Origin of the sequence: Longimicrobium sp., assembly GCA_036377595.1 — a bacterium.
In the GTDB taxonomy this organism is placed as follows: domain Bacteria; phylum Gemmatimonadota; class Gemmatimonadetes; order Longimicrobiales; family Longimicrobiaceae; genus Longimicrobium.
Map to the genome: position 1 here is coordinate 1 of DASUYB010000002.1, position 21,666 is coordinate 21,666.

A 21,666-nucleotide genomic window follows, 5' to 3' on the forward strand; every position below is an offset into this window, starting at 1 on the left:
TGGCGGCGCGGTTCGCGGCGGCCGGCGTGCCGGTGCTCGACCCCGCCGACGAAGCGGCGTGGGCGCATCTGCCCGCCGCCGATCCGCGGCCGGCGGGGCTCTCGCCCGACCACCTCGCCTACGTCATCTACACCTCGGGGAGCACCGGGCGTCCCAAGGGCGTGACGGTGCCGCACCGCGGCGTGGTGAGCCTGCTGGCCGACGTGCAGCGCCGCGCGCCGATCGGCGGGGGCGACGGGTGCAGCCTGTGGACCAGCACCAGCTTCGACGTCTCGGTCTACGAGATCTTCTCCGCGTTGCTGGCCGGCGGGCGGCTCTGCATCCCGCAGGGCGAAGCGCGGCTGGAGGCGGGCGCCTTCCTGGACTGGATGGAGGCGCGCGAGGTCGGCAGCGCCTACCTGCCGCCGTACTTCCTCCCCGAGCTGCGCGAGCGCGTCTGCCGCTCGCCCGGTCGAAGCCGGCTGCACCGCCTGCTGGTGGGGGTGGAGCCGATCGCCGAGCCGCTGCTGGCGGAGATCCGGCGGAGCGTCCCCGGGCTGCGGATCGTCAACGGCTACGGGCCCACGGAGACCACCATCTGCGCCACCCTCCACGACGTGCCCCTCGCGGCGCGTGGCGAGCGGGTGACGCCGATCGGCGCGCCGGCGGCCAACACCCGCGTGTTCGTGCTGGACGGGCGGATGCGGCCGGTGCCGGTCGGCGTCGTGGGCGAGCTGTACGTGGGGGGCGTAGGCGTGGCGCGCGGATACCTGGACCGCCCGGCGCTGACCGCGGAGCGCTTCGTCCCCGACCCGCTCTCGGGCGAGCCGGGCGCGCGGCTGTACCGCACGGGCGACCTGGGCCGCTGGCTGCCGGAGGGGGCGCTGGCGTTCGCCGGGCGCACCGACGCGCAGGTGAAGATCCGTGGCTTCCGCGTGGAGCCGGGCGAGATCGAGGCGCGGCTGGTGGAGCACGCGGCGGTGCGAGAGGCCGTGGTCGTGGCGCGAGAGGACGCGCCGGGCGACAAGCGGCTGGTGGCGTACGTGGTCGGCGACGAGACCGGGGCGGACCTGCTCCGCGCGCACCTGGCCGAGCGGCTCCCGGAGCACATGGTTCCCGCGGCGTACGTGCGGCTGGACGCGATGCCGCTCACGCCCAGCGGCAAGGTAGACCGCAGGGCGCTCCCCGCTCCCGACGCGGACGCGTTCGCCGTGCGTGCGTACGAGGCGCCCGCCGGCGAGACGGAGGAGGCGGTCGCGGGGATCTGGGCGGAGCTCCTCGGCGTGGAGCGGGTAGGCCGCCACGACCACTTCTTCCAGCTGGGCGGGAACTCCCTGCTGGCCATCCGGCTCGTGTTCCGGATCAGGCGGGAGATGGACGTGGAGCTCGCGGTGGGCGACGTCTTCGAAAAGCCCGAGCTTTCCCTGCTGGCCCAGCACCTCCGCGACGCACAGCTGGCCCAGTTCGATCCGGGCCAGATCCAGGAGCTGCTCGCGCTGGCCCGCGCCGCCGACGTGGGATGACCGATCAGCCCTTCACCGCAATGAACTGCCCGCAGAGCCGATGAACCCGACGCTGTCGATCGCCGAAGTCGAACGGATCCTCAAGCTGGCGCGCGCCGCCAGCCTGGAGCGCAGCGCGCCGAAGAGCTCTCCCATCGTGCCGGTGGAGCGGGGCGGGCGGCTGGCGCTCTCCTTCGCCCAGCAGCGGCTCTGGTTCCTGGAACAGCTGGGGGAGCTGGGGAGCACCTACCACATCCCGCTGCAGCTGCGGCTGCGGGGGGCGCTGGACCGTGCGGCGCTGGCGCGCGCCCTGGAGCGCATCGTGGCGCGGCACGAGTCGCTGCGCACGGTGTTCGTGCCGGTGGACGGCGAGCCGGAGCAGCGCATTCTGCCGGTGGAGGCGAGCGGCTTCGGGCTGGTGGAGCACGACCTGCGCGGCGAGCCGCACGCCGAAGCAGAGGTGGAGCGCCTGGTGGCCCGCGAGGCGGACGCGCCCTTCGACCTCGAACGGGGGCCGCTGGTCCGCGCGCGCCTGGTCCGCCTGGCGGACGACGACCACCTGCTGCTGGTGACCATGCACCACGTGGTTTCCGACGCGTGGAGCATGGGGGTGTTCACCCGGGAGCTGAGCACGCTGTACGCGGCGTTCAGCCAGGGGCATCCCGATCCGCTCCCCGCGCTCCCGGTGCAGTACGCCGACTACGCTGCCTGGCAGCGGCGGTGGGTGGAAGGCGAGGTGCTGGACGCGCAGGCGGCGTACTGGACGCGGACGCTCGCCGGCGCGCCGGAGCTGCTGGAGCTCCCCACCGACCACGCGCGTCCCGCCCGGCAGGACCACGCGGGCGCCGCCCTGCGCGTGGAGCTGGGCCGGGAGCTGACGGCGGGGCTCACGGCGCTCGGCCACCGCCACGGCACTACCCTCTACATGACGGTGCTGGCCGGGTGGGCCGCGGTGCTCGCCCGGCTCTCGGGCCAGGACGACGTGGTCGTCGGCACCCCGTCGGCGAACCGCGCGCGGCCCGAGGTGGAGGATCTGATCGGCTTCTTCGTCAACACGCTGGCGCTGCGGGTGGACCTCTCCGCCCGGCCCGGCGTGGCGGAGCTGCTGGCGCAGGTGAAGACGCGCGCGCTGGAGGGGCAGCGGAACCAGGACATCCCGTTCGAGCAGGTGGTCGAGCGCCTGCGTCCCGCGCGGAGCCTGGCGTACAGCCCGCTCTTCCAGGTGATGTTCGCCTGGCACAACGCGCCGGGCGGCGCGCTGGAGCTGCCGGGGCTGCAACTGTCCCCCGCGGACGCCGGCGCGCGCGCCACGGCCAAGTTCGACCTGCTGCTGTCGCTGGGGGAGGCCGGCGGGCAGCTCGTGGGCGCCGTGGAGTACGCCACCTCCCTCTTCGAGCGCTCGACGGTGGAGCGCTGGGTGGGCTACCTGCGCGCGGTGCTGGAGGGGATGGCGGCGGACGACGGCCGGAGCGTGGACCGCATCCCGATCCTCCCCGAAGCCGAGCGCGCCCTGGTGCTGCGGGAGTTCAACGACACGCGGCGGGAGTACCCGCGCGACGTGTGTGTCCATGAGCTGTTCGAGGCGCAGGTCGCGCGCACGCCCGGCGCGGTGGCGGTTGGGTTCGAAGGCGAGCGGGTGACGTACGCGGAGCTGAACGCGCGGGCGAACCGGCTGGCGCACCACCTCCGCGCGCTGGGCGCCGGTCCGGACGTGCGCGTGGGGATCTGCATGGAGCGCAGCGTGGAGATGGTGGTGGGGCTGCTCGGCATCCTCAAGGCCGGCGGCGCCTACGTTCCGCTCGACGCCAGCTATCCGGTGGACCGGCTCCGCAACATGCTCGAGGACAGCGCTCCGGCCGTCCTCCTGACGCACCCGCCGCAGGCCGCCACCGCCGCCGCGCTGTCGGCGGGGTCCGCCATCCCGGTCCTCGATCTCACCGGCGACGCGGCGTGGGCGGACCAGCCGGAGACGAATCCCGGCCGGGAGGGGCTCGGACCGCAGAACCTGGCGCACGTGCTTTTTACCTCGGGCTCCACCGGGCGCCCCAAGGGGGTGATGCTGGAGCACGGGAGCCTGGTGAACCGGCTGGCGTGGATGCAGGACCGGTACGGGATGGAGCCCGGCGAGGCGCTGCTGCAGAAGACGCCGTTCTCCTTCGACGTCTCGTTCTGGGAGTTCTTCTGGCCGCTGATGGTGGGCGCCCGGCTGGTGATGGCGCGCCCCGGCGGCCACCGCGACCCGGCGTACCTGGCCGCCACGATCCAGGCGGAGCGGATCACCACGGCGCACTTCGTCCCCTCGATGCTGCAGCTCTTCCTGGAGCACCCGGCGGCGGAGCGCTGCACGGGGCTCCTCAGGGTGCCGGTGAGCGGCGAGGCGGTCTCCGCGGCGCTGGTGCGGCAGTTCCACCGGCGGCTCCCCGGCGTGGGTCTGTACAACCAGTACGGGCCCACCGAGTCGGGCGAGGTGACCGAGTGGGCGTGCGACCCCGGCGCGGAGCGCGTTTCCATCGGCCGGGCGATCCACAACTCGGCGGTCTACGTGCTGGACCGTGCCGGCGAGCCGGTGCCCGTGGGGGTGGCCGGCGAGCTGTTCATCGGCGGCGTTGCGGTGGCGCGTGGGTACCTGGGCCGGCCGCGGCTGACGGCGGAGCGCTTCGTCCCCGATCCCTTCGGCGAGCCGGGCGCGCGGCTGTACCGCACCGGCGACCTGTGCCGGTGGGTGGAAGTGCGAGGGTGCGAAAGTGCGAAGGTGCGAAAGTCTGACGGTGACGACAATTCGCGCGAGGCCGATTCTACTCTCGCACTCTCGCACTCTCGCACTTTCGCACTGGAGTACCTGGGGCGCACCGACTTCCAGGTGAAGATCCGTGGCTTCCGCGTGGAGCCCGGCGAGATCGAGGCGCGGCTCGCCGCGCACCCGGGCGTGCGCGAGGCGGTGGTGCTCGCGCTGGACGACGGGGCCGGCGGGAAGCGGCTGGTGGCGTACTTCGTGGGCGAGGCGCTGGAGAGCGAGGCGCTCCGTGCGCACCTCTCCGGGCAGCTGCCGGAGTACATGGTTCCCGCGGCGTTCGTGCGGCTGGAGACGCTTCCGCTGACTCCCAACGGAAAGCTGGACCGCAGGGCGCTTCCCGCTCCCGACGCGGACGCGTTCGCCGTGCGCGACTACGAGGCGCCGGTGGGGGAGACGGAGCAGGCGCTGGCGGAGATCTGGTCGGAGCTGCTGGGAGTGGAGCGGGTGGGCCGCGGCGACCACTTCTTCGCGCTGGGCGGGCACTCGCTGCTGGCGGTGCGCGTCGTCTCGCGGGTGCGGCAGGCGCTGGGCGTGGAGGCGGAGATCGGTGACCTCTTCCTCCGGCCGGTGCTGGCGGACTTCGCGCGTGGGCTGGAGACGGCCGCGCGGGCCGAGGCGCCGGCGATCACGCCCGTGGACCGGACCGCGCCGATCCCGCTCTCGTTCGCCCAGCAGCGGCTGTGGTTCCTGGAGCGGCTGGGGGATCTGGGCGGGACGTACCACATCCCCACTCGCCTGCGGCTGAAGGGCGAGCTGGACCGGGATGCGCTGGCGGGCGCGCTGGACCGGATCGTCGCCCGCCACGAGGCGCTGCGCACCACCTTCGCGGAGGTGGACGGCGTCCCCGAGCAGCGGATCGCGCCGGGGGAGGCGAGCGGGTTCGCCCTGGTCGAACACGACCTGAGCGGGGCGGCCGACGCGGAAGCCGAGCTCGAGAGGTGGATGGACGAGGAGGCGCGCACGCCCTTCGACCTGGAGCGCGGCCCGCTGATCCGCGGGCGCCTCATCCGGCTGGCCGCGGACGATCACGTGCTGCTCGTCACGATGCACCACATCGTCAGCGACGGCTGGTCGATGGGGGTGCTCTTCGGCGAGCTCTCCGCGCTCTACGCCGCCTTCCGCCGCGGCGAGCCGGATCCGCTTCCCGGGCTGCCGGTCCAGTACGCGGACTACGCGGCCTGGCAGCGGGGGTGGGTCGAGGGCGAGCTGCTGGAGCGGCAGGCGAGCTACTGGGCGCGGGCGCTGGCGGGCGCCCCCGAGCTGCTGGAGCTGCCCACCGACCGTGCGCGTCCGCGGAAGCAGGACTTCGCCGGCGACTCGGTGGACGTGGAGCTGGACGAGGCGCTGACCGCGGCGCTGAAGGCGCTCTCGCAGCGGCACGGCGCCACGCTGTTCATGACGCTGCTCGCCGGCTGGGCGACGGTGCTCGCGCGGCTCTCGGGCCAGGACGACGTGGTGATCGGCACCCCGTCGGCGAACCGGGGGCGGCGCGAGATCGAGGAGCTGATCGGCTTCTTCGTGAACACGCTGGCGCTGCGCGTGGACCTCTCGGGCGCGCTCACCGTGGCGGAGCTGGTGCGGCAGGTGCGGGCGCGGGCGCTGGAGGCGCAGCAGAACCAGGACATCCCCTTCGAGCAGGTGGTGGAGCGGGTGCAGCCGGCGCGCAGCCTGGCGCACACGCCGCTCTTCCAGGTGATGTTCGCCTGGCAGAACGCCTCGGAGGGCCGGCTGGAGCTCCCCGGCCTCAGGCTGGGGGGCGTGGGCTCGGCGTCGCAGCCGACGGCGAAGTTCGACCTGTCGCTCTCGCTGGGCGAGGCAGGCGGGCGCATCGTGGGGAGTGCCACGTACGCCACGGCGCTGTTCGAGCGCGCGACCGTGGAGCGCTGGCTGGGCTACCTGCGGCGCGTGCTGGAGGAGATGGCCGCGGACGAGAGCCGGCCGGTGGGGCGGCTGGCGCTCGTGCCGGAGAGCGAGCGCTCCCGGGTGCTGGAGGAGTGGAGCCGCACGGAGGCGGCGGAGCCAGGCGAATCGTGCGTGCACGCGCTCTTCGAGGCCCAGGTGGCGCGCACGCCCGACGCGGAGGCCGTGGTCTTCGACCGTGACCGCCTCACCTACGCCGCGCTGAACGCGGCCGCCAACCGGCTGGCGCGGCGGCTCCGCGGGGCCGGCGTGGGCCCCGAGGCGCGCGTGGGCGTGATGCTGGAGCGCTCCGCCGAGCTGGTGGTCGCGCTCCTGGCGGTGCTGAAGGCCGGCGGTGCATACCTCCCGCTCGACCCGGCGCTTCCCGCCGCCCGCCGCGCCGCGCTGGCGGCCGACGCGGGCGCCGGCGTGCTGGTGACGCGCGAGCCGGCGCTGGAGGGCTTCGCCGGGACGATCGTCTCCCCGGAGGAGGCGGAGGGGGAGGACGGGAGCGACCTCGCACTCGACGTCCCGGCTGCCGCGCTGGCGTACGTCATCTACACCTCCGGCTCCACCGGCACGCCCAAGGGCGTGGGCGTGGCGCACGCCGAGGCCGCCGCGCACTGCCGCGCGGCGGCGGCGGCGTACGGGCTGACGCCGGCGGACCGGGTGCTGCAGTTCGCCGCGGTGGGCTTCGACGTCTCGCTGGAGCAGATGCTGGCGCCGCTCGCGGCCGGCGCCTGCGTGGTCGTGCGCGGGAGCGAGGTCCCGACGCCGCTGGAGCTGGCGCGGCAGGCGGCGGCGCAGGGACTCACCGTCATCAACCCCCCGACGGCGTACTGGCACCAGCTGGCGGCGGACGCGGCCGCGCTGGAGCTGCTCGCCCGCAGCGTGCGGCTGGTGATCGCCGGCGGCGAGGCGATGAGCCCGGCGGCGGCGCGCGGGTGGTCGGCCGGCCCCGCGGCCGGCGTGCGGCTGCTGAACGCCTACGGTCCCACCGAGGCGGTGGTCACCTGCACGGCGTACGACGTGCCGCCCACGCTGCCGGAGGGGGCGGTGCACGTTCCCGTGGGACGGCCCCTCCCTGGGCGCGCGGCGTACGTGCTGGACGAGTCGGGCGAGCCGGCCCCGCTGGGGGTGCCCGGCGAGCTGTGCATCGGCGGGACGCTGGCGCGCGGCTACCTGGGGCGCCCGGCGGCGACGGCGGCGGCGTTCGTCCCCGACCCGTTCTCCCCGGCGCCCGGCGCCCGGATGTACCGCACCGGCGACCGCGCCCGCTGGAGGTTCGAAAACGCGGAAGTGCGGGAGTGCGGAAGTGCGCTGGATCCACGCGAGGACGAACGCACTCCCGCACTCGCGCACTCCCGCACCGCGGTTCTGGAGTTCCTGGGACGGCGCGACCACCAGGTGAAGATCCGCGGCTACCGCATCGAGCCGGGCGAGATCGAGGCGCGGCTGGCCGAGCATCCCGGCGTGCGCGAGGCGGTAGTGCTGGCGCGCGAGGACACGCCGGGCGACAGGCGGCTGGTGGCGTACGTGGTCGGCGGCGAGGCCGCGTCGGCCGAGGCGCTGCGGGCGCACCTGGGCGCGGCGCTCCCGGCGTACATGGTGCCGTCGGCGTTCGTGCGGCTCGACGCGTTCCCGCTCACGCCCACCGGGAAGCTGGACCGCCGGGCCCTCCCCGCACCGGCGGGCGACGCCCATGCGGCGCTGGAGTACGAGGCCCCGGTGGGGAAGGTGGAGCAGGGGCTCGCCGAGATCTGGGCGGAGCTGCTGGGCGTGGAGCGGGTGGGGCGTGGAGACGACTTCTTCATGCTGGGCGGACACTCGCTCCTGGCGGTGCAGATGATCTCGCGGGTGCGGCAGGCGATGGAGGTCGAGCTCGCGCTGGGCGCCGTGTTCGAGAGCCCCGCGCTCTCCGCGCTCGCCGAGCGGATCCTGCACCTGCGGCTGGCCCGGTTCGACCCCGAAACCCTTGCCCGGCTCGCGCAGCTCGTGCGCGAGCCCGGCGCGCGGACCACCTGACGCCACCTTGCCCGTACACCGCTTCCCAGGCACATGTCCTCGAACACGCTGAACCTTTCCCCCGCCGAGCTCCTGGCGCTCCTCGAGCTGGCCGAGGCCACCGCCCCCGTGCAGGCCGCGGCGATGGTGTCGCGGATCGAGCCGGCGGACCGGAGCGGACCGCTGCCGCTGTCCTTCGCGCAGTGGCGGCTCTGGTTCCTGGATCAGCTCGGGATCCCCGGCGCGGTCTACCACATCCCGACCCGCATGCGGCTGAGGGGCGAGCTGGACCGGAACGCGCTGTACCGCGCGCTGGACCGGCTCGTCGCCCGGCACGAGGCGCTGCGCACCACCTTCGGCACGGTGGACGGCGAGCCGGTGCAGCGGATCGCGCCGGCGGAGGAGAGCCCCTTCGAGCTCGCCGAGCACGACCTCCGCGGCTACGCGGAGGCCGGGGCGGAGCTTCGCCGGCTGCTGGAGGAGGAGGCGGGCGCGGCGTTCGACCTGGCACGCGGGCCGCTGATCCGCGGGTGCCTGATCCGCCTGGCGGACGATGACCAGGTGCTGCTCATCACCATGCACCACATCGTCTCCGACGGGTGGAGCATGGGGGTGTTCACCCGCGAGCTGAGCGCTCTCTACGCCGCCTTCCGCGACGGCGAGCCGGATCCGCTTCCCGCGCTGCCGATCCAGTACGCCGACTACGCGGTGTGGCAGCGGCGCTGGGTCGACGGCGAGGTGCTGAAGGCGCAGGCGGAGTACTGGAAGGAGACGCTGGCCGGCGCGCCGGAGCTGCTGGAGCTGCCCACCGACCACCCGCGGCCGGCGCGGCAGGACTTCGCCGGCCGCGCCGTCTGGATCGAGCTGGAGCCGGAGCTGGCGGCGGGGCTGAAGGCGCTGGGCCAGCGGCACGGGAGCACGCTGTACATGACGTTCCTGGCCGCGTGGGCGGTGGTGCTGAGCCGTCTCTCGGGACAGGAGGAGGTGCTGGTCGGCACCCCGGTGGCGGGCCGCGGGCGGGCCGAGATCGAGGGGCTGATCGGTTTCTTCGTGAACACCCTGGTGGTGCGCGTGGACCTGTCGGGAGCACCCACGGTGGCGGAGCTGCTGCGGCGGGTGAAGGAGCGGGCGCTCGAGGCGCAGGATCACCAGGACATTCCCTTCGAGCAGGTGGTGGAGCTGCTGCAGCCGGTGCGCAGCCTGGCGCACACGCCGCTCTTCCAGGTGATGTTCAACTGGCTGAACATGGCCGAGCGCCAGATGGAGCTCTCCGGGCTGGCGCTGGGCCCCGCGGGGGTGGCACCGGCACCGGGGCCGCGGCCGGCACCGGCCGCGGAGCCGGGCGCGCCCTCGGAGGCGTCGGCGCAGTTCGACCTGACGCTCACCCTCGCCGAGCGGGGCGGGCGGATCACCGGCGCCCTGGAGTACGCGACGGCGCTCTTCGAGCCGGAGACGATCGAGCGCCACGTGGCCTACCTGCGGCGGGTGCTGGTGGAGATGGTGGCGGACGAGCGCCGGAGCGTGGCCCGGCTGGAGCTGATGTCCCCCGCGGAGCGGGCGCGGGTCGTCGAGGGGTGGAACGCCACGGAGCTCCCCTGCCCGGACGACGGGTGCGTGCACGAGATCTTCGAGCGGCGGGCGGAGGAGACGCCCGACGCGACGGCGGTGGTCTTCGCGGGCGGCGAGCTCACGTACGCGCAGCTGAACGCCCGCGCCAACCGGCTGGCGCACCGGCTCCGCGCCCTGGGCGTGGGCCCGGACGCGCGCGTGGGCGTCTGCGCCGAACGCACCCCGGAGATGGTGGCGGGGCTCCTCGCCGTGCTCAAGGCGGGCGGGGCGTACGTCCCGCTCGACCCGGCGTACCCGGAGGAGCGGCTGCGCTGGCTGCTCGAGGACAGCGCTCCCGTGGCGGTGCTGGCGCACGGCTCGCTCGCCGGGCGCTTCGCGGGCGCGGGCGTGCCGGTGCTCGGGCTGGACGCCGCCTCGCCCGCCTGGGCGGACGGGCCGGACACGAACCCCGGACGCGGGGCGCTCCTGCCGGAGCACCTGGCGTACGTGATCTACACCTCGGGCTCCACCGGGCGGCCCAAGGGGGTGATGGTCACCCACCGCGCCGTTGGGCGGCAGGCCGCCGCGATCCGGGCGGGCTTCGGCCTCCGGCCGGACGACCGGTCGCTGCAGTTCGCCTCCATCGCCTTCGACGCCTCGGTGGAGGAGATCTTCGGCGCGCTCCTCGCGGGGGCGGCGCTGGTGCTGCGCACCGAGGCGTGGCTGGAGGGCGCGCACGCCTTCTGGGGCCGGTGCGCGGAGAACCGGGTGACGGTGATCGACCTCCCGACCCGCTTCTGGCAGCTCCTGCTCGACGAGCCCTCGGCCGCCATCCCGCCGTGCGTGCGCCTGCTGGCCATCGGCGGCGAGGCGGTGGAGCCGGCGGCGCTGGAGGCCTGGTTCCGCCGCGACGGGCACCGGCCGCCGCTCCTCAACACCTACGGCCCCACCGAGACCACGGTCAACGCCACGCTCCGCGAGATCGCCGGCGACCCCGCCACCTGGCGCTCCATCGGCCGGCCAGTGGCCAACACCCGCGTCTACCTCCTGGACGCGGTGGGCGAGCCGGTGCCGGTGGGGGTGGCGGGAGAGCTGTACATCGGCGGCGGGCAGGTGGCGCGCGGCTACCTGGGCCGTCCGGGGCTGACCGCCGGGCGGTTCGTGCCGGACCCGTTCGCCCGCGAGCGCGGGGCACGCCTGTACCGGACGGGCGACCTGGGGCGGTGGCTCCCGGACGGGTCGATCGAGTTCGTGGGCCGCACCGACTTCCAGGTGAAGATCCGCGGCTTCCGCATCGAGCTGGGCGAGATCGAGGCACGGCTCGCCGAGCACGCGGCCGTGCGCGACGCGGTGGTGCTGGCGCGCGAGGACGCGCCCGGCGACCGGCGGCTGGTGGCGTACTGCGTGGCCGACGAGGGATTGGACGTGGAATCGCTGCGGGCGCACCTGGCCGAGCGGCTGCCGCCGTACATGGTGCCGGCGGCCTTCGTGCGGCTGGATGCGTTCCCGGTCACCGCCGGCGGGAAGGTGGATCGCAGGGCGCTCCCGGCGCCGGAGGGCGACGCGCTCGCCGCGCGCTACGAGGCGCCGGAGGGCGAGACCGAACAGGCGCTGGCCGACATCTGGGCCGAGGTGCTGCGCGTGGAGCGGGTGGGCCGCGGCGACAGCTTCTTCGACCTGGGCGGGCACTCGCTGCTGGCGGTGCAGGTGATCTCGCGGGTGCGGCAGCGGCTGGCGGTGGAGGCCGCGCTGCGCGACCTGTTCGCCCGGCCCGTGCTGGCCGACTTCGCGCGGGGGCTGGAAACCGCGTCCCGCGCCGAGCTGCCGGCGATCGAGCCGGTGGAGCGGGGGGCGGACCTCCCGCTCTCGTTCGCGCAGCAGCGGCTCTGGTTCATCGAACGGCTGGAGGGCGCGGGCGCGGCGTACCTCATCACCGTGCGCCAGCGGCTGCGGGGCGAGCTGGACCGGGCCGCGCTGCGGCGGGCGCTGGACCGGATCGTGGCGCGGCACGAGGCGCTGCGCACCACCTTCGCCGAGGTGGACGGCGCACCGGTGCAGCGGATCGCGCCGGCGGAGGAGAGCCCCTTCCATCTCACGGAGCACGACCTCCGCGGCGGCGCCGAAGGGCCGGCGGAGCTCGGCCGGCTGATGGTGGACGAAGCGCGCGCGCCGTTCGACCTGGCGCGCGGGCCGCTGATCCGCGGCCGGCTGGTGCAGATCGGCGGCGACGACCACGTGCTGCTCGTCACCATGCACCACATCGTCTCCGACGGGTGGAGCGTGGGCGTGTTCACCCGCGAGCTGGGCACCCTCTACGGCGCCTTCCGCGAGAAGCGGCCCGATCCGCTCCCGCCGCTCGCGGTGCAGTACGCCGACTACGCCGCGTGGCAGCGCCGCTGGGTCGAGGGCGAGGTCCTTCGCGAGCAGGCGGAGTACTGGCAGGACACGCTGGCCGGCGCGCCCGAGCTGCTGGAGCTGCCCACGGACCACGCGCGGCCGGCGCGGCAGGACCTCACCGGCGCCACCGTGGGCCTGGTGCTCGGCGAGGCGCTCTCGGCCGCGCTCAAGGAGCTCTCCCGGCGGCACGGGACCACGCTGCACATGACGCTTCTGGCCGGCTGGGCGGCGGTGCTCTCCCGCCTGTCGGGGCAGGACGACGTGGTGGTCGGCACGCCCACGGCAAACCGCGGGCGGGAGGAGATCGAGGGGCTGATCGGCTTCTTCGTCAACCTGCTGGCCGTGCGCGTGGAGCTGTCCGGCGCGCCGACGGTGGCGGAGCTGCTGGCGCGGGTGAAGGAGCGCGCGCTCGGCGCGCAGCATCACCAGGACATCCCCTTCGAGCAGGTGGTGGAGCTCGTCGGGCCGCCGCGCAGCATGGCGCACACGCCGCTCTTCCAGGCGATGTTCACCTGGCAGAACGCCCCCGGCGGCGGCGCCGGGCTTCCCGGCCTCGCCCTGGCGCCGATGGGGCCGGCCCAACCGCCGGACCGGCCGGGCGCGGCACCGGTCGCGCCGGCCCCGTCCGCGCAGGCGACGGCGCACGTCGACCTGTCGCTGACGCTCTTCGAGCGCGGCGGGAGGATCGCGGGGAACGTGGAGTACGCCGCGGCGCTCTTCGAGCGGGAGACGGTGGAGCGCTTCGCCGGCTACCTCCGCCGCGCGCTGGAGGCCATGGTGGCGGACGAGGGCCAGCCGGTGGACCGGCTTCCGCTCCTCCCCGAGGCGGAGCGGCGCCGGGTGGTGGAGGAGTGGAACGCGACCGGACGTGCGTATCCCGCCCGCGGTCTCCGCGTCCACGACCTGTTCCGCGCCCAGGCGGCGCGGACGCCGCACGCGGTCGCGCTCTCCTGGCGCGGCCAGCGGCTGACGTACGCCGAGCTGGAGGCGCGGGCGAACCGTCTGGCGAATGCGCTGCGGCGGCGCGGCGTGGGGCCGGAGGTGCGCGTGGGCATCTGCCTGCCGCGCACGCCGGAGCTGGTCGCCGCGATGCTGGGCGTGCTGGGTGCCGGAGGCGCGTACGTGCCGCTGGACCCGGCGTACCCGCGCGAGCGGCTGGGCTACATGGCCGAAGACGCCGCGATCACGCTGGTCATCACCGACTCCGCCCTCGCCGACCGGTTGCCGGAAGGCGCGGCCACGCTTCTGCTCGACCGCGACCGCGAGGCCATCGCGGCGGAGTCCGCCGACGGGCCGGAGAGCGGCGTCCTTCCCGAAAACCTGTCGCACGTCATCTTCACCTCCGGGTCCACGGGCCGCCCGAAGGGGGTGATGATCCGCCACGCCTCGGTGGTCGTCCTGCTGCACTGGCTGCGGGAGAACGTGACCGACGAGGAGCGCTCGTCGGTGCTCTTCTCCACCTCCATCAACTTCGACGTCAGCGTCGCCGAGGTCTTCGGCACGCTCGCCTGGGGCGGGAAGCTGGTGCTGGTGGAGAACGCGCTTGAGCTGGCGACGATCGGCGAGGACGTCGTGCACGTGAGCATGGTGCCCAGCGCGGCGGCGGAGCTGCTGAAGAGCGGCGGCATCCCGGCCTGCGTGAAGACGCTGAACCTGGGCGGCGAGGCACTGCCGAACGCGCTGGCGCAGGGGCTGTACGCGCTGGAGACGGTGGAGAAGGTCGGCAACCTCTACGGTCCGACCGAGGACACCACCTACTCCACCTACTCCGTCGTGCCGCGCGGCGCGGACCTGGTGCTGGTCGGCACGCCGGTGGCGAACACGCAGGCGTACGTCCTCGATCACCATCTCCAGCCCGTGCCGATCGGTGTGGTCGGCGAGCTCTATCTGGCGGGTGACGGCCTGTCGCGCGGCTACGCGAATCGGCCGGCGATGACGGCGGAGCGTTTCGTCCCCTGCCCGTTCGGCGCGCCGGGGAGCCGGATGTACCGGGTGATGGACCGCGTGCGCCGGCGCGCGGACGGGGAGCTGGAGTACCTGGGCCGGATCGACTTCCAGGTGAAGGTGCGCGGCTACCGCATCGAGCTGGGTGAGATCGAGGCGCGGCTCGCGGAGCACCCGGGTGTGCGTGCCCCGGTCGTTCTCGTCCGCGAGGACGCGCCCGGCGACCGGCGGCTGGTCGCGTACTACCTGGGGGACGAGCCGGTCGCAGTGGACGCGCTGAAGGCGCATCTCGCCAGCCGCCTGCCGGAGTACATGGTGCCGGCGGCGTACGTGTGGATGGAGACGTATCCGCTCACCCCGAACGGGAAGGTGAACCGCAAGGCGCTCCCCGCCCCGGAAGGGGATGCCTATGCGGCCCGCGAGTACGCGGCGCCGGTGGGCGAGACCGAGCGGGCGCTGGCCGGGATCTGGGCCGAGGTGCTCGGCGTGGAGCGGGTGGGCCGCCACGACAACTTCTTCGAGGTGGGCGGGCACTCGCTCCTGGCGGTGCAGGTGATCTCGCGGATGCGGGAGGTGCTGGGAGTGGAGGTTCCGCTGGCGGACCTGTTCTCGCATTCGACGGTGGAATCGCTTTCCGCGCGCATTTCCGGCTCGGAACCCGGGGTCCACGACGACCGGGCGATCGCCATCCGTCCGTCCGGTTCGCAGCCCCCGCTCTTCCTGGTGCACGAGGGAGCGGGGTCCATCGCGTACGCGCAGGTGCTCCATCCCCACGTCGGGGGCGACATCCCGGTGTACGCGCTGCCGGCGTCCCCCGCGGACGCACCCCTGCGTACCGTAGAAGGGATGGCGGCGCGCCTGGTACGGATGATCCGCGAGGTGCAGCCCTCGGGGCCGTACCGGGTGGCGGGGTGGTCGTTCGGGGGCGTCCTCGCGTACGAGATCGCCGCGCAGCTGATCGGCCGGGACGAGGTCGTCGAGTTCGTGGGGATGTTCGACAGCTACCACCCCGTTCGCGCCGGCGCCGTGCCGCACGACGAGGCGCAGGAGCACGCGCAGCTCCTGCACGTGCTCCGGATGGCCGAAGCCGTGGAGTCGAACGTGAACCTCGACGAGGCGGGCGTCGCCACCGGCGGCGTGGACCTCGAGACCTTCGTCACGCGGTGCCGCGAGAAGGGGCTCCTCCCCGGCCACGTCACCGTGGAGCAGGCGCGGCGGATGCGCGACCTCCTGCGCGGTCACCAGCGCGCCCTGCGCGAATACTCGCCGCCACCGCTCCCGGTGGCCGTCCACCTCTTTCCCGCCCGGCAGAGCGCCGACCCGGAGCCGTCGCGCGGCTGGCGGGCCACGCTTCCCGCGACGCAACTCCGGGTCACGCCCGTGCCGGGGACGCACCTGTCCATGATGCGGGCGCCGAACGCGGCCGCCCTCGGCGAGGCGCTGTCGCGCGCGGTCGGCCGGGTGCGGGAGGAGGCGGCGCCGCGCTCCGCCGCGGGCAGCTCGCCCCTGGTGACGCTCCAGGGCGGGGCGGCCGGCGCCGCTCCCCTCTTCTGCGTGCCGGGCGCGGGGAGCGGCGTCACCAGCTTCGTCGACCTGATGTCGGCACTGGGCCCGTCCGTGCCGGTCTACGGGCTGCAGCCGCGCGGGATGGAGGGAGAGGCGCCGCCCCACGCCACCGTGCAGGCGGCCGCGGAGCACTACCTCCGCGCGCTCCGCGAGGCCCGCCCCGCGGGGCCCGTCCACCTGCTGGGCCACTCTTTCGGCGGGTGGGTGGCGTTCGAGATGGCGCTGCGGCTCCACCAGGCCGGACGCCCCGTCGCGTCGCTCACCATCCTGGACAGCGAGGTGCCGGACGATTCCGAGGCCGTGGTCCGCGAGTACGGTGGCGGGGAGGCCTTCCTGAAGCTGGTGGAGGTCCTGGAGCTGACCGCGGAGCGGTCCCTCGGGATCGCCCCCGCGGAGGTCGCCTCGCGCGACGAAGCCGGGCGGCTGAAGCTCCTTCACGGGAAGATGGTCGCGCTCGGCCTCCTGGGCGCGCGCGCGACGCCCGAGGACCTGGCCGGTCCGTTCCGGACGTTCGCGCGGTGCCTGCGCACGACCTACCGCCCCCTGGGCGTCTATCCCGGCCGGCTCCGCCTGGTGCTCGTCGACGATCCCGCGATGGACGAGGCGGCCAACCGCGCGCACTTCGCCGAGGTCGAGCGGGGATGGAGGGAGTGGGCGCCCGGTCTGGTGTTCTCGGCCGGCGCGGGGAACCACGTCACCGCGCTGAAGCCGCCCCACGTGGCGGCGCTGGCCGGGCTCCTCGCCGAGGACCGCGATACCGATGACAGTTCTCGATTCAACCTCTGACGGAAGGGCCAGCCGGATTGACTGTGGATTGGGGAAGGAACAGGCATGTCATTCCGAAGGCGCTGCGCCGCCCCGTCCTCCATGCCAAAGCCGTGGCGCCTGAGGAATCTGTGGCCGGCGCCCGCGCCACAGGCCGCCTTTCGCCCGGACGCATGCCACAGATTCCTCGGGCGCCGCCCGAAATCAGCGCGATTGAAGATTCGGAGCAGCGGCGCCGACTCGGAATGACATTCGATCGGAATCCACAATCGATTGCGGCAGCCGGTATCACACGTCAACGGAATCAACGAACGCGCCGTGGCTCAACGCGCGCGCTTCTCCATCACCCCCCTCCCGGACCCCCGCCCGTGATCGCCTCCGCCCTGCGGATCCCCCCCGACACCCGGGCCGCGCACCGCCAGCTTTCCCCCGCCGCCGAGCGCTTTCTGGACCACCTGCTGGATCACCCCGACCAGGCGGCGCAGCTGGCGGGGTTCGAAAAGGGGCTGCCGGACTGGATGATCCCCCACGACATCACCTGGCCCACGCTGGTCGACGCACGGCGGGTGGCCGAGATGGAGCGGGCAACGGTGGGCGTGTGCAGGCTCGTCAGGGCCATTCCCGCGGTGGTGTTCGGCGGAGACCTGGGAGCCATCGCCACGTTCTACGACTACGATCCCCTCCTGCTGGCGATCATGTTCTCGGTGCGCAATTACACGAACAGCACCGTGGCCCGCTGCGACTTCATCGACACCCCCGGCGGGCTGATGTGCTGCGAGGTGAACATGGCCGCCAACCTGGGCGGCTGGCATCACGGGTTCTGGCGTGAGCGCTACCTGCGGCACCCCGTGCTCATGGACTTCTGCGCGCGCGAAGGCATCAGCCCGGGCGGCCACGACGTGCTGGTCACCTTCTGCGAGCACGTGATCGACGACGCCCTGGACAGCGGCGTGATCGAGGAAGGCGGCGAGCTGAATGCGGTGCTGGTCCTGAACGAGCCCACCGAGGATGCGCGGCGCGACGCCGCCGAAGTGTACGCGGAGCTCCTCCGCCGCACCGGGCGCGGCGTGACCGGCCAGCTGTGGCTGTGCAGCTGGCCGGCGGAGGAGCTGACGTTCCGGGGGCTGGACGTGTACATGGGCGAGCGGCGGGTGCACGTCTTCTACGGGTTCGCCCAGGTGTCCCCTCCCCTGCAGGTGCTGCGCTCGCAGCTGGTGGGCCGGATACGCTTCTACGGCGGGCTTGCGCGGATGTGGGTCGACAAGCGCAACCTCGCCCTGCTTTCGGAGAACGAGGGGCTGGAGGCGTGGACCGATGAGGACCGCGAGCTGATCCGCGACCACATCCCCTGGACGCGCCTGGTCTCCCCCCGCACCACCACCTGGCGCGGGGCCGAGGTGCAGTTTCCCGGCTTTCTGCTGGATCGCCGCGACGACATGGTCCTCAAGCGCAGCCTGGGCTCGGGCGGCGCGGCCGTGCACGTGGGGCGGTACCTGGCGCCGGACGCCTGGGAGGCGCGGGTGCGCGAGGCGGTGGAGGAGGGAACCTGGATCGTGCAGGAGCGGGTGGAGTCCAGGCCGTACTTCTATCCGCCCCGCCCCGGCGCCGCCCCCGTTCCCCACACCGTCGTCTGGGGCCTGTTCTGCACCGGGCCGCGGTACGCCGGCGGCTGCCTGCGCATGCTTCCCCAGGGCGTCGGCGAGGGCATCGTCAACGGCGCCCGCGGCGCCTACGAAGGCGCCATCCTGGAGATCTGATCCCAAATTCCGAGGTTTCAGTGTGCATTCCGATATCTCAAAAGAATGACTCACACGGAGGAAACGGAGGTAACGGAGGAACTAAACGCGAGCAGAGTTCCTCCGTTTCCTCCGTTCCCTCCGTGTGAGATTCTTCAGTTCAGGAACATGGGAATGCACGGTAAATCCTGAGAAACGGTATGATCGCGTATCCGCCGGGACCGACGGGGATCGAGCGCGCCGTGTCGCCCTCGGAGCGCCGCGGGCACGGGGCGGTCGCGGACGGAAAGCACCGCGCGCCGGGGGTGAGCTTCACCCTGGAGACGGGGTGAAGGCCGTGGGCGCCCGGCCCGGGTTTCGCCGGCACATCATCGCGGGCCCGGACAGGCTCCGGGACCTCACCCGAGAGAAGGTCACACGGATGTCGATCGATCCGGAGGAGTTCGCCGTCCCGTTTTCCGGCGCGCCCGTCTACCTGCTGGCCGACAGCCAGCTCCTCTTCTCGTCGCCCGGGGGGCGCGCGCTGCTGGCCCCGGCCGTGGACGCCATCGGGAGCGCAGGGCCGCGCGCGGCCTACGTGGGCGCCGCCAACGGCGACCGGCCCGAGTACTACTCGATCTTCGAGGGCGCCATGGAGATGATCGGCGTGCGTGACCGGCGCATGATCCTCTCCGGCTACTCCGCCCGGGACCGCGCGTACCTCCGCTCCGCCGACCTCATCGTCCTGGCCGGCGGCGACGTGGGCGCCGGGCTGCGCGTGCTGCGGGAGACGGGGATGGACGACGACCTCGACGAGCGGCGCCGGGAGGGCGCGGTGCTGGTCGGCGTCTCGGCCGGGGCGGTGCACCTGGGCGCAATGGGCTGGCTCGGCGGCGAGCCCGCCGACGGCGAGCTGGTGGGCACGCTGGGGATCGTTCCCTTCTCGGTGGACGCGCACGACGAGGCCAACGGATGGCGCCGCCTCCGGCAGCTCGTGGCCCGCTCGCTCCCCGGCAGCGTCGGCATCGGCGTGCCCACCGGCGGCGGGGTCATCCACCACCCCGACGGCGCCGTGGAGCCGGTGGGGCGCGGCGCCGTGGAGCTCCGCCTGGACGACGGCCGGATCGTCGAGTCGATCCTGTACCCGCCCGATCGTTCGCCGCCGCCGGCGGAGTGACGGGGCACCGCCGACGGGGAGACGCGCCGTCGTCCCTCTCCGCGTGGTAGGCCACCGCCTCGTCCTCGCGCGCCTGAACAGGGTGGACTTCTGCCACACCACGGCGATCTGGTGCGTCCCACGCCGCGCGTGATTATCTTTTCATCGCCGCAAGCTGGCCGGAAACGGAAGCACCGCCATTTTCCGGCGGGCGCGCCGCCGCCGCTCCGACTCGAACCTTCGCGGGCCCGTAGGGGCCCCGACGCCCGCTCAGGACCCGAATGCCGCCTGCACCTCTGCCGCCCGCACATCTCGCCGAGCCCCCACCCCTGAGGGAAGCCTTCCAGCAGTTCAGGCGGCTGCTGCGGCTCGTCCGCCGGTACTGGGGGCCGCTCTTCCAGGGGATGGCGCTCGGGGTGGTGCTGGGGCTGCTGGCGCTGGCGGTGCCGTACCTCTCCAAGCTGCTGGTCGACGAGGTGTATCCCTCGGGCAACCTGTCGCTCATGCACCTGCTGGTGCTGGGCATCCTGGGGGTGAGCGTGGCCTCGGCGATCATGACGGGGATCCGCTTCTACTTCACCTCCTACACCACCGCGCACCTGGCCAACGCCTCCACCCTCCTCTTCTTCAACCACCTGCAGCACCTGCGCACGCGCTTCTTCGACCAGCACCGCGTGGGCGAGATCAACAACCGCTTCATCGACGTGCGCCTCGCGTTCAACACCGTGGCCAGGGTGTTCGAGACGGTGTTCTCGAGCGCGGCCTACCTGCTGCTGGTGCCGCCGTTCCTGTTCCTGCTGCAGTGGAAGCTGGCCCTGGTCGCGCTGGCCGCCGTCCCGATCACCGTGGCCATCACCCTGGGCAGCGCGGGGGTGCTGCGCAGGTACTGGAAGAAGGCCGCGGAGGCGTACGCGGAGCTCGACGCGATCCAGCTGGAGGTGCTCAGCCACATCCGCACCCTCAAGGCGATGGCGACGGAGCACCTGATGTACGCCCGGGCCAGCCGCGCCATCCAGGGCGCCCTGCAGTGGCAGCTGAAGGCGGCCGGCTACTCGCAGGTGTTCGCGGCCAGCAACGCCATCGTGGCCGGCCTGGGCACGGCGGTGTTCACCGGGTACGCCTGGATGCTCATCATCGGCGGCGAGATGACGCTGGGCGACTACGTCGCGTTCACCGCCTACGTGGCGTACCTGACCGGCCCGCTCACGCAGATCACCACGCTGTTCACCGACTTCCAGCGGACCGCGGTGAACCTGGGGCGCATGTTCGATTACCTCGACCAGCCCCCCGAGCAGGACCCCACCCTGGCGTATGCGCCGCCGCCGCCCATCGCCACCGTGGTGCGGGGCGAGATCAGCATGCGCGGCGTGTGCTTCGGCTACCTGGCCGGGCGCGAGGTGCTGCACGACGTGAGCGTCTGCTTCCCGTCCGGCGCCGTCACCGTCATCGTGGGCCCCAGCGGGGCGGGGAAGAGCTCGCTCCTCCGCCTGATCCTGCGCATGGAGGAGCCCGACGCGGGCGAGGTGTGCGTGGACGGCGCGCCGATCTCCTCCCTCTCCCTCACCGACCTGCGCCGGCAGATGTCGGTGGTGTGGCAGGAGTTCAGCCTGGTGCAGGGCACCATCTGGGACAACCTGACGCTCGGCGCCGAGGAGCCCTCGCGGGCGCGCGTCGACGACGCCGTGCGGCTCTGCCGGCTGAAGTCGCTCATCGACGAGCTCCCCGACGGCTACGACACGCACGTGGGCGAGTGGGGCGCCACGCTGTCGGGCGGGCAGCGCCAGCGCATTGCGCTGGTGCGCGCGCTGGTACGCGACGCGCCGGTGCTGCTGCTGGACGAGGCCATGGCCAACGTCGACATGCAGACCGAGACCCTGATCCTGCGCGACCTGCTCGCGCGCCAGGAGGGGAAGACGGTGATCTTCGTGACGCACCGCGTGAGCACCGCGGCGCTGGCCGACCACGTGGTGATGGTGGCGGCGGGGCGCGTGGCGGCCGCGGGAACGCACGCGGAGCTGATGCGCGACAGCGAGGCGTACCGCAAGCTCCAGGGCGGCGGCATGGAAGACCCGCGCCGCCCGCACGCCGTCCCGGCGACCTGACCCTCTCGATACCGAATCCGGAACAACAACGGGCCTCACGCGGAGACGCGGAGAACGCGGAGAAACCGCGGAAGACGATGGCCGCAGTTTTCTCCGCGGCTCCACGTCTCCGCGTGATATACGATCCGACAACAACAGGTCTCATACCTTGAACGAATGGCTGTGCATTCGATTGGATCTGATGAGAATGGTCTCACACGGAGTCAGCAAAGGAAGCGCGGATGCCGAAAACCCCTGTGAATCCTTGATGTTCCGGAAGGGCCAACCGGAGTTACCGCGCTGAAATGCCGCGTTT

Annotated in this window: 7 protein-coding genes; all 7 read left to right on the top strand. The window is 73.4% G+C overall.

Features of this window, described 5'->3' with window-relative positions; translation table 11 throughout:
- Positions 1-1,502 (top strand): non-ribosomal peptide synthetase (locus tag VF092_00100; GenBank protein ID HEX6745682.1); only part of this gene is annotated, 1,502 nt, incomplete at its 5' end.
- A gap of 40 nt (positions 1,503-1,542) precedes the next feature.
- Complete coding sequence (locus tag VF092_00105) at positions 1,543-8,199, top strand: amino acid adenylation domain-containing protein (protein HEX6745683.1); 6,657 nt, start codon at positions 1,543-1,545, stop codon at positions 8,197-8,199.
- Between the two features lie 33 nt (positions 8,200-8,232).
- Entirely contained in the window at positions 8,233-16,419 is an 8,187-nt protein-coding gene (locus VF092_00110) for an amino acid adenylation domain-containing protein (GenBank protein ID HEX6745684.1), read from the top strand.
- A 347-nt stretch (positions 16,420-16,766) separates the two neighbouring features.
- On the top strand, positions 16,767-18,155 hold the full coding sequence (locus tag VF092_00115) for a hypothetical protein (GenBank protein HEX6745685.1): 1,389 nt from the start codon (positions 16,767-16,769) through the stop codon (positions 18,153-18,155).
- A gap of 179 nt (positions 18,156-18,334) precedes the next feature.
- Positions 18,335-18,466 (top strand): hypothetical protein, encoded by a 132-nt coding sequence (locus VF092_00120; protein ID HEX6745686.1) that lies wholly within the window; start codon positions 18,335-18,337, stop codon positions 18,464-18,466.
- 89 nt (positions 18,467-18,555) lie between these two features.
- Positions 18,556-19,290 (top strand): Type 1 glutamine amidotransferase-like domain-containing protein, encoded by a 735-nt coding sequence (locus VF092_00125; GenBank protein ID HEX6745687.1) that lies wholly within the window; start codon positions 18,556-18,558, stop codon positions 19,288-19,290.
- A 260-nt stretch (positions 19,291-19,550) separates the two neighbouring features.
- Positions 19,551-21,371 (top strand): ABC transporter ATP-binding protein, encoded by a 1,821-nt coding sequence (locus VF092_00130; GenBank protein HEX6745688.1) that lies wholly within the window; start codon positions 19,551-19,553, stop codon positions 21,369-21,371.
- Positions 21,372-21,666 lie beyond the last annotated feature (295 nt).

What these genes read in the sequence shown, in the direction of transcription:
- VF092_00105 (HEX6745683.1), top strand. Translation starts at nt 1,543, where the DNA reads ATGAACCCGACGCTGTCGATCGCCGAAGTCGAACGGATCCTCAAGCTG.
- VF092_00110 (HEX6745684.1), top strand. Translation starts at nt 8,233, where the DNA reads ATGTCCTCGAACACGCTGAACCTTTCCCCCGCCGAGCTCCTGGCGCTC.
- VF092_00120 (HEX6745686.1), top strand. Translation starts at nt 18,335, where the DNA reads ATGATCGCGTATCCGCCGGGACCGACGGGGATCGAGCGCGCCGTGTCG.
- VF092_00125 (HEX6745687.1), top strand. Translation starts at nt 18,556, where the DNA reads ATGTCGATCGATCCGGAGGAGTTCGCCGTCCCGTTTTCCGGCGCGCCC.
- VF092_00130 (HEX6745688.1), top strand. Translation starts at nt 19,551, where the DNA reads ATGCCGCCTGCACCTCTGCCGCCCGCACATCTCGCCGAGCCCCCACCC.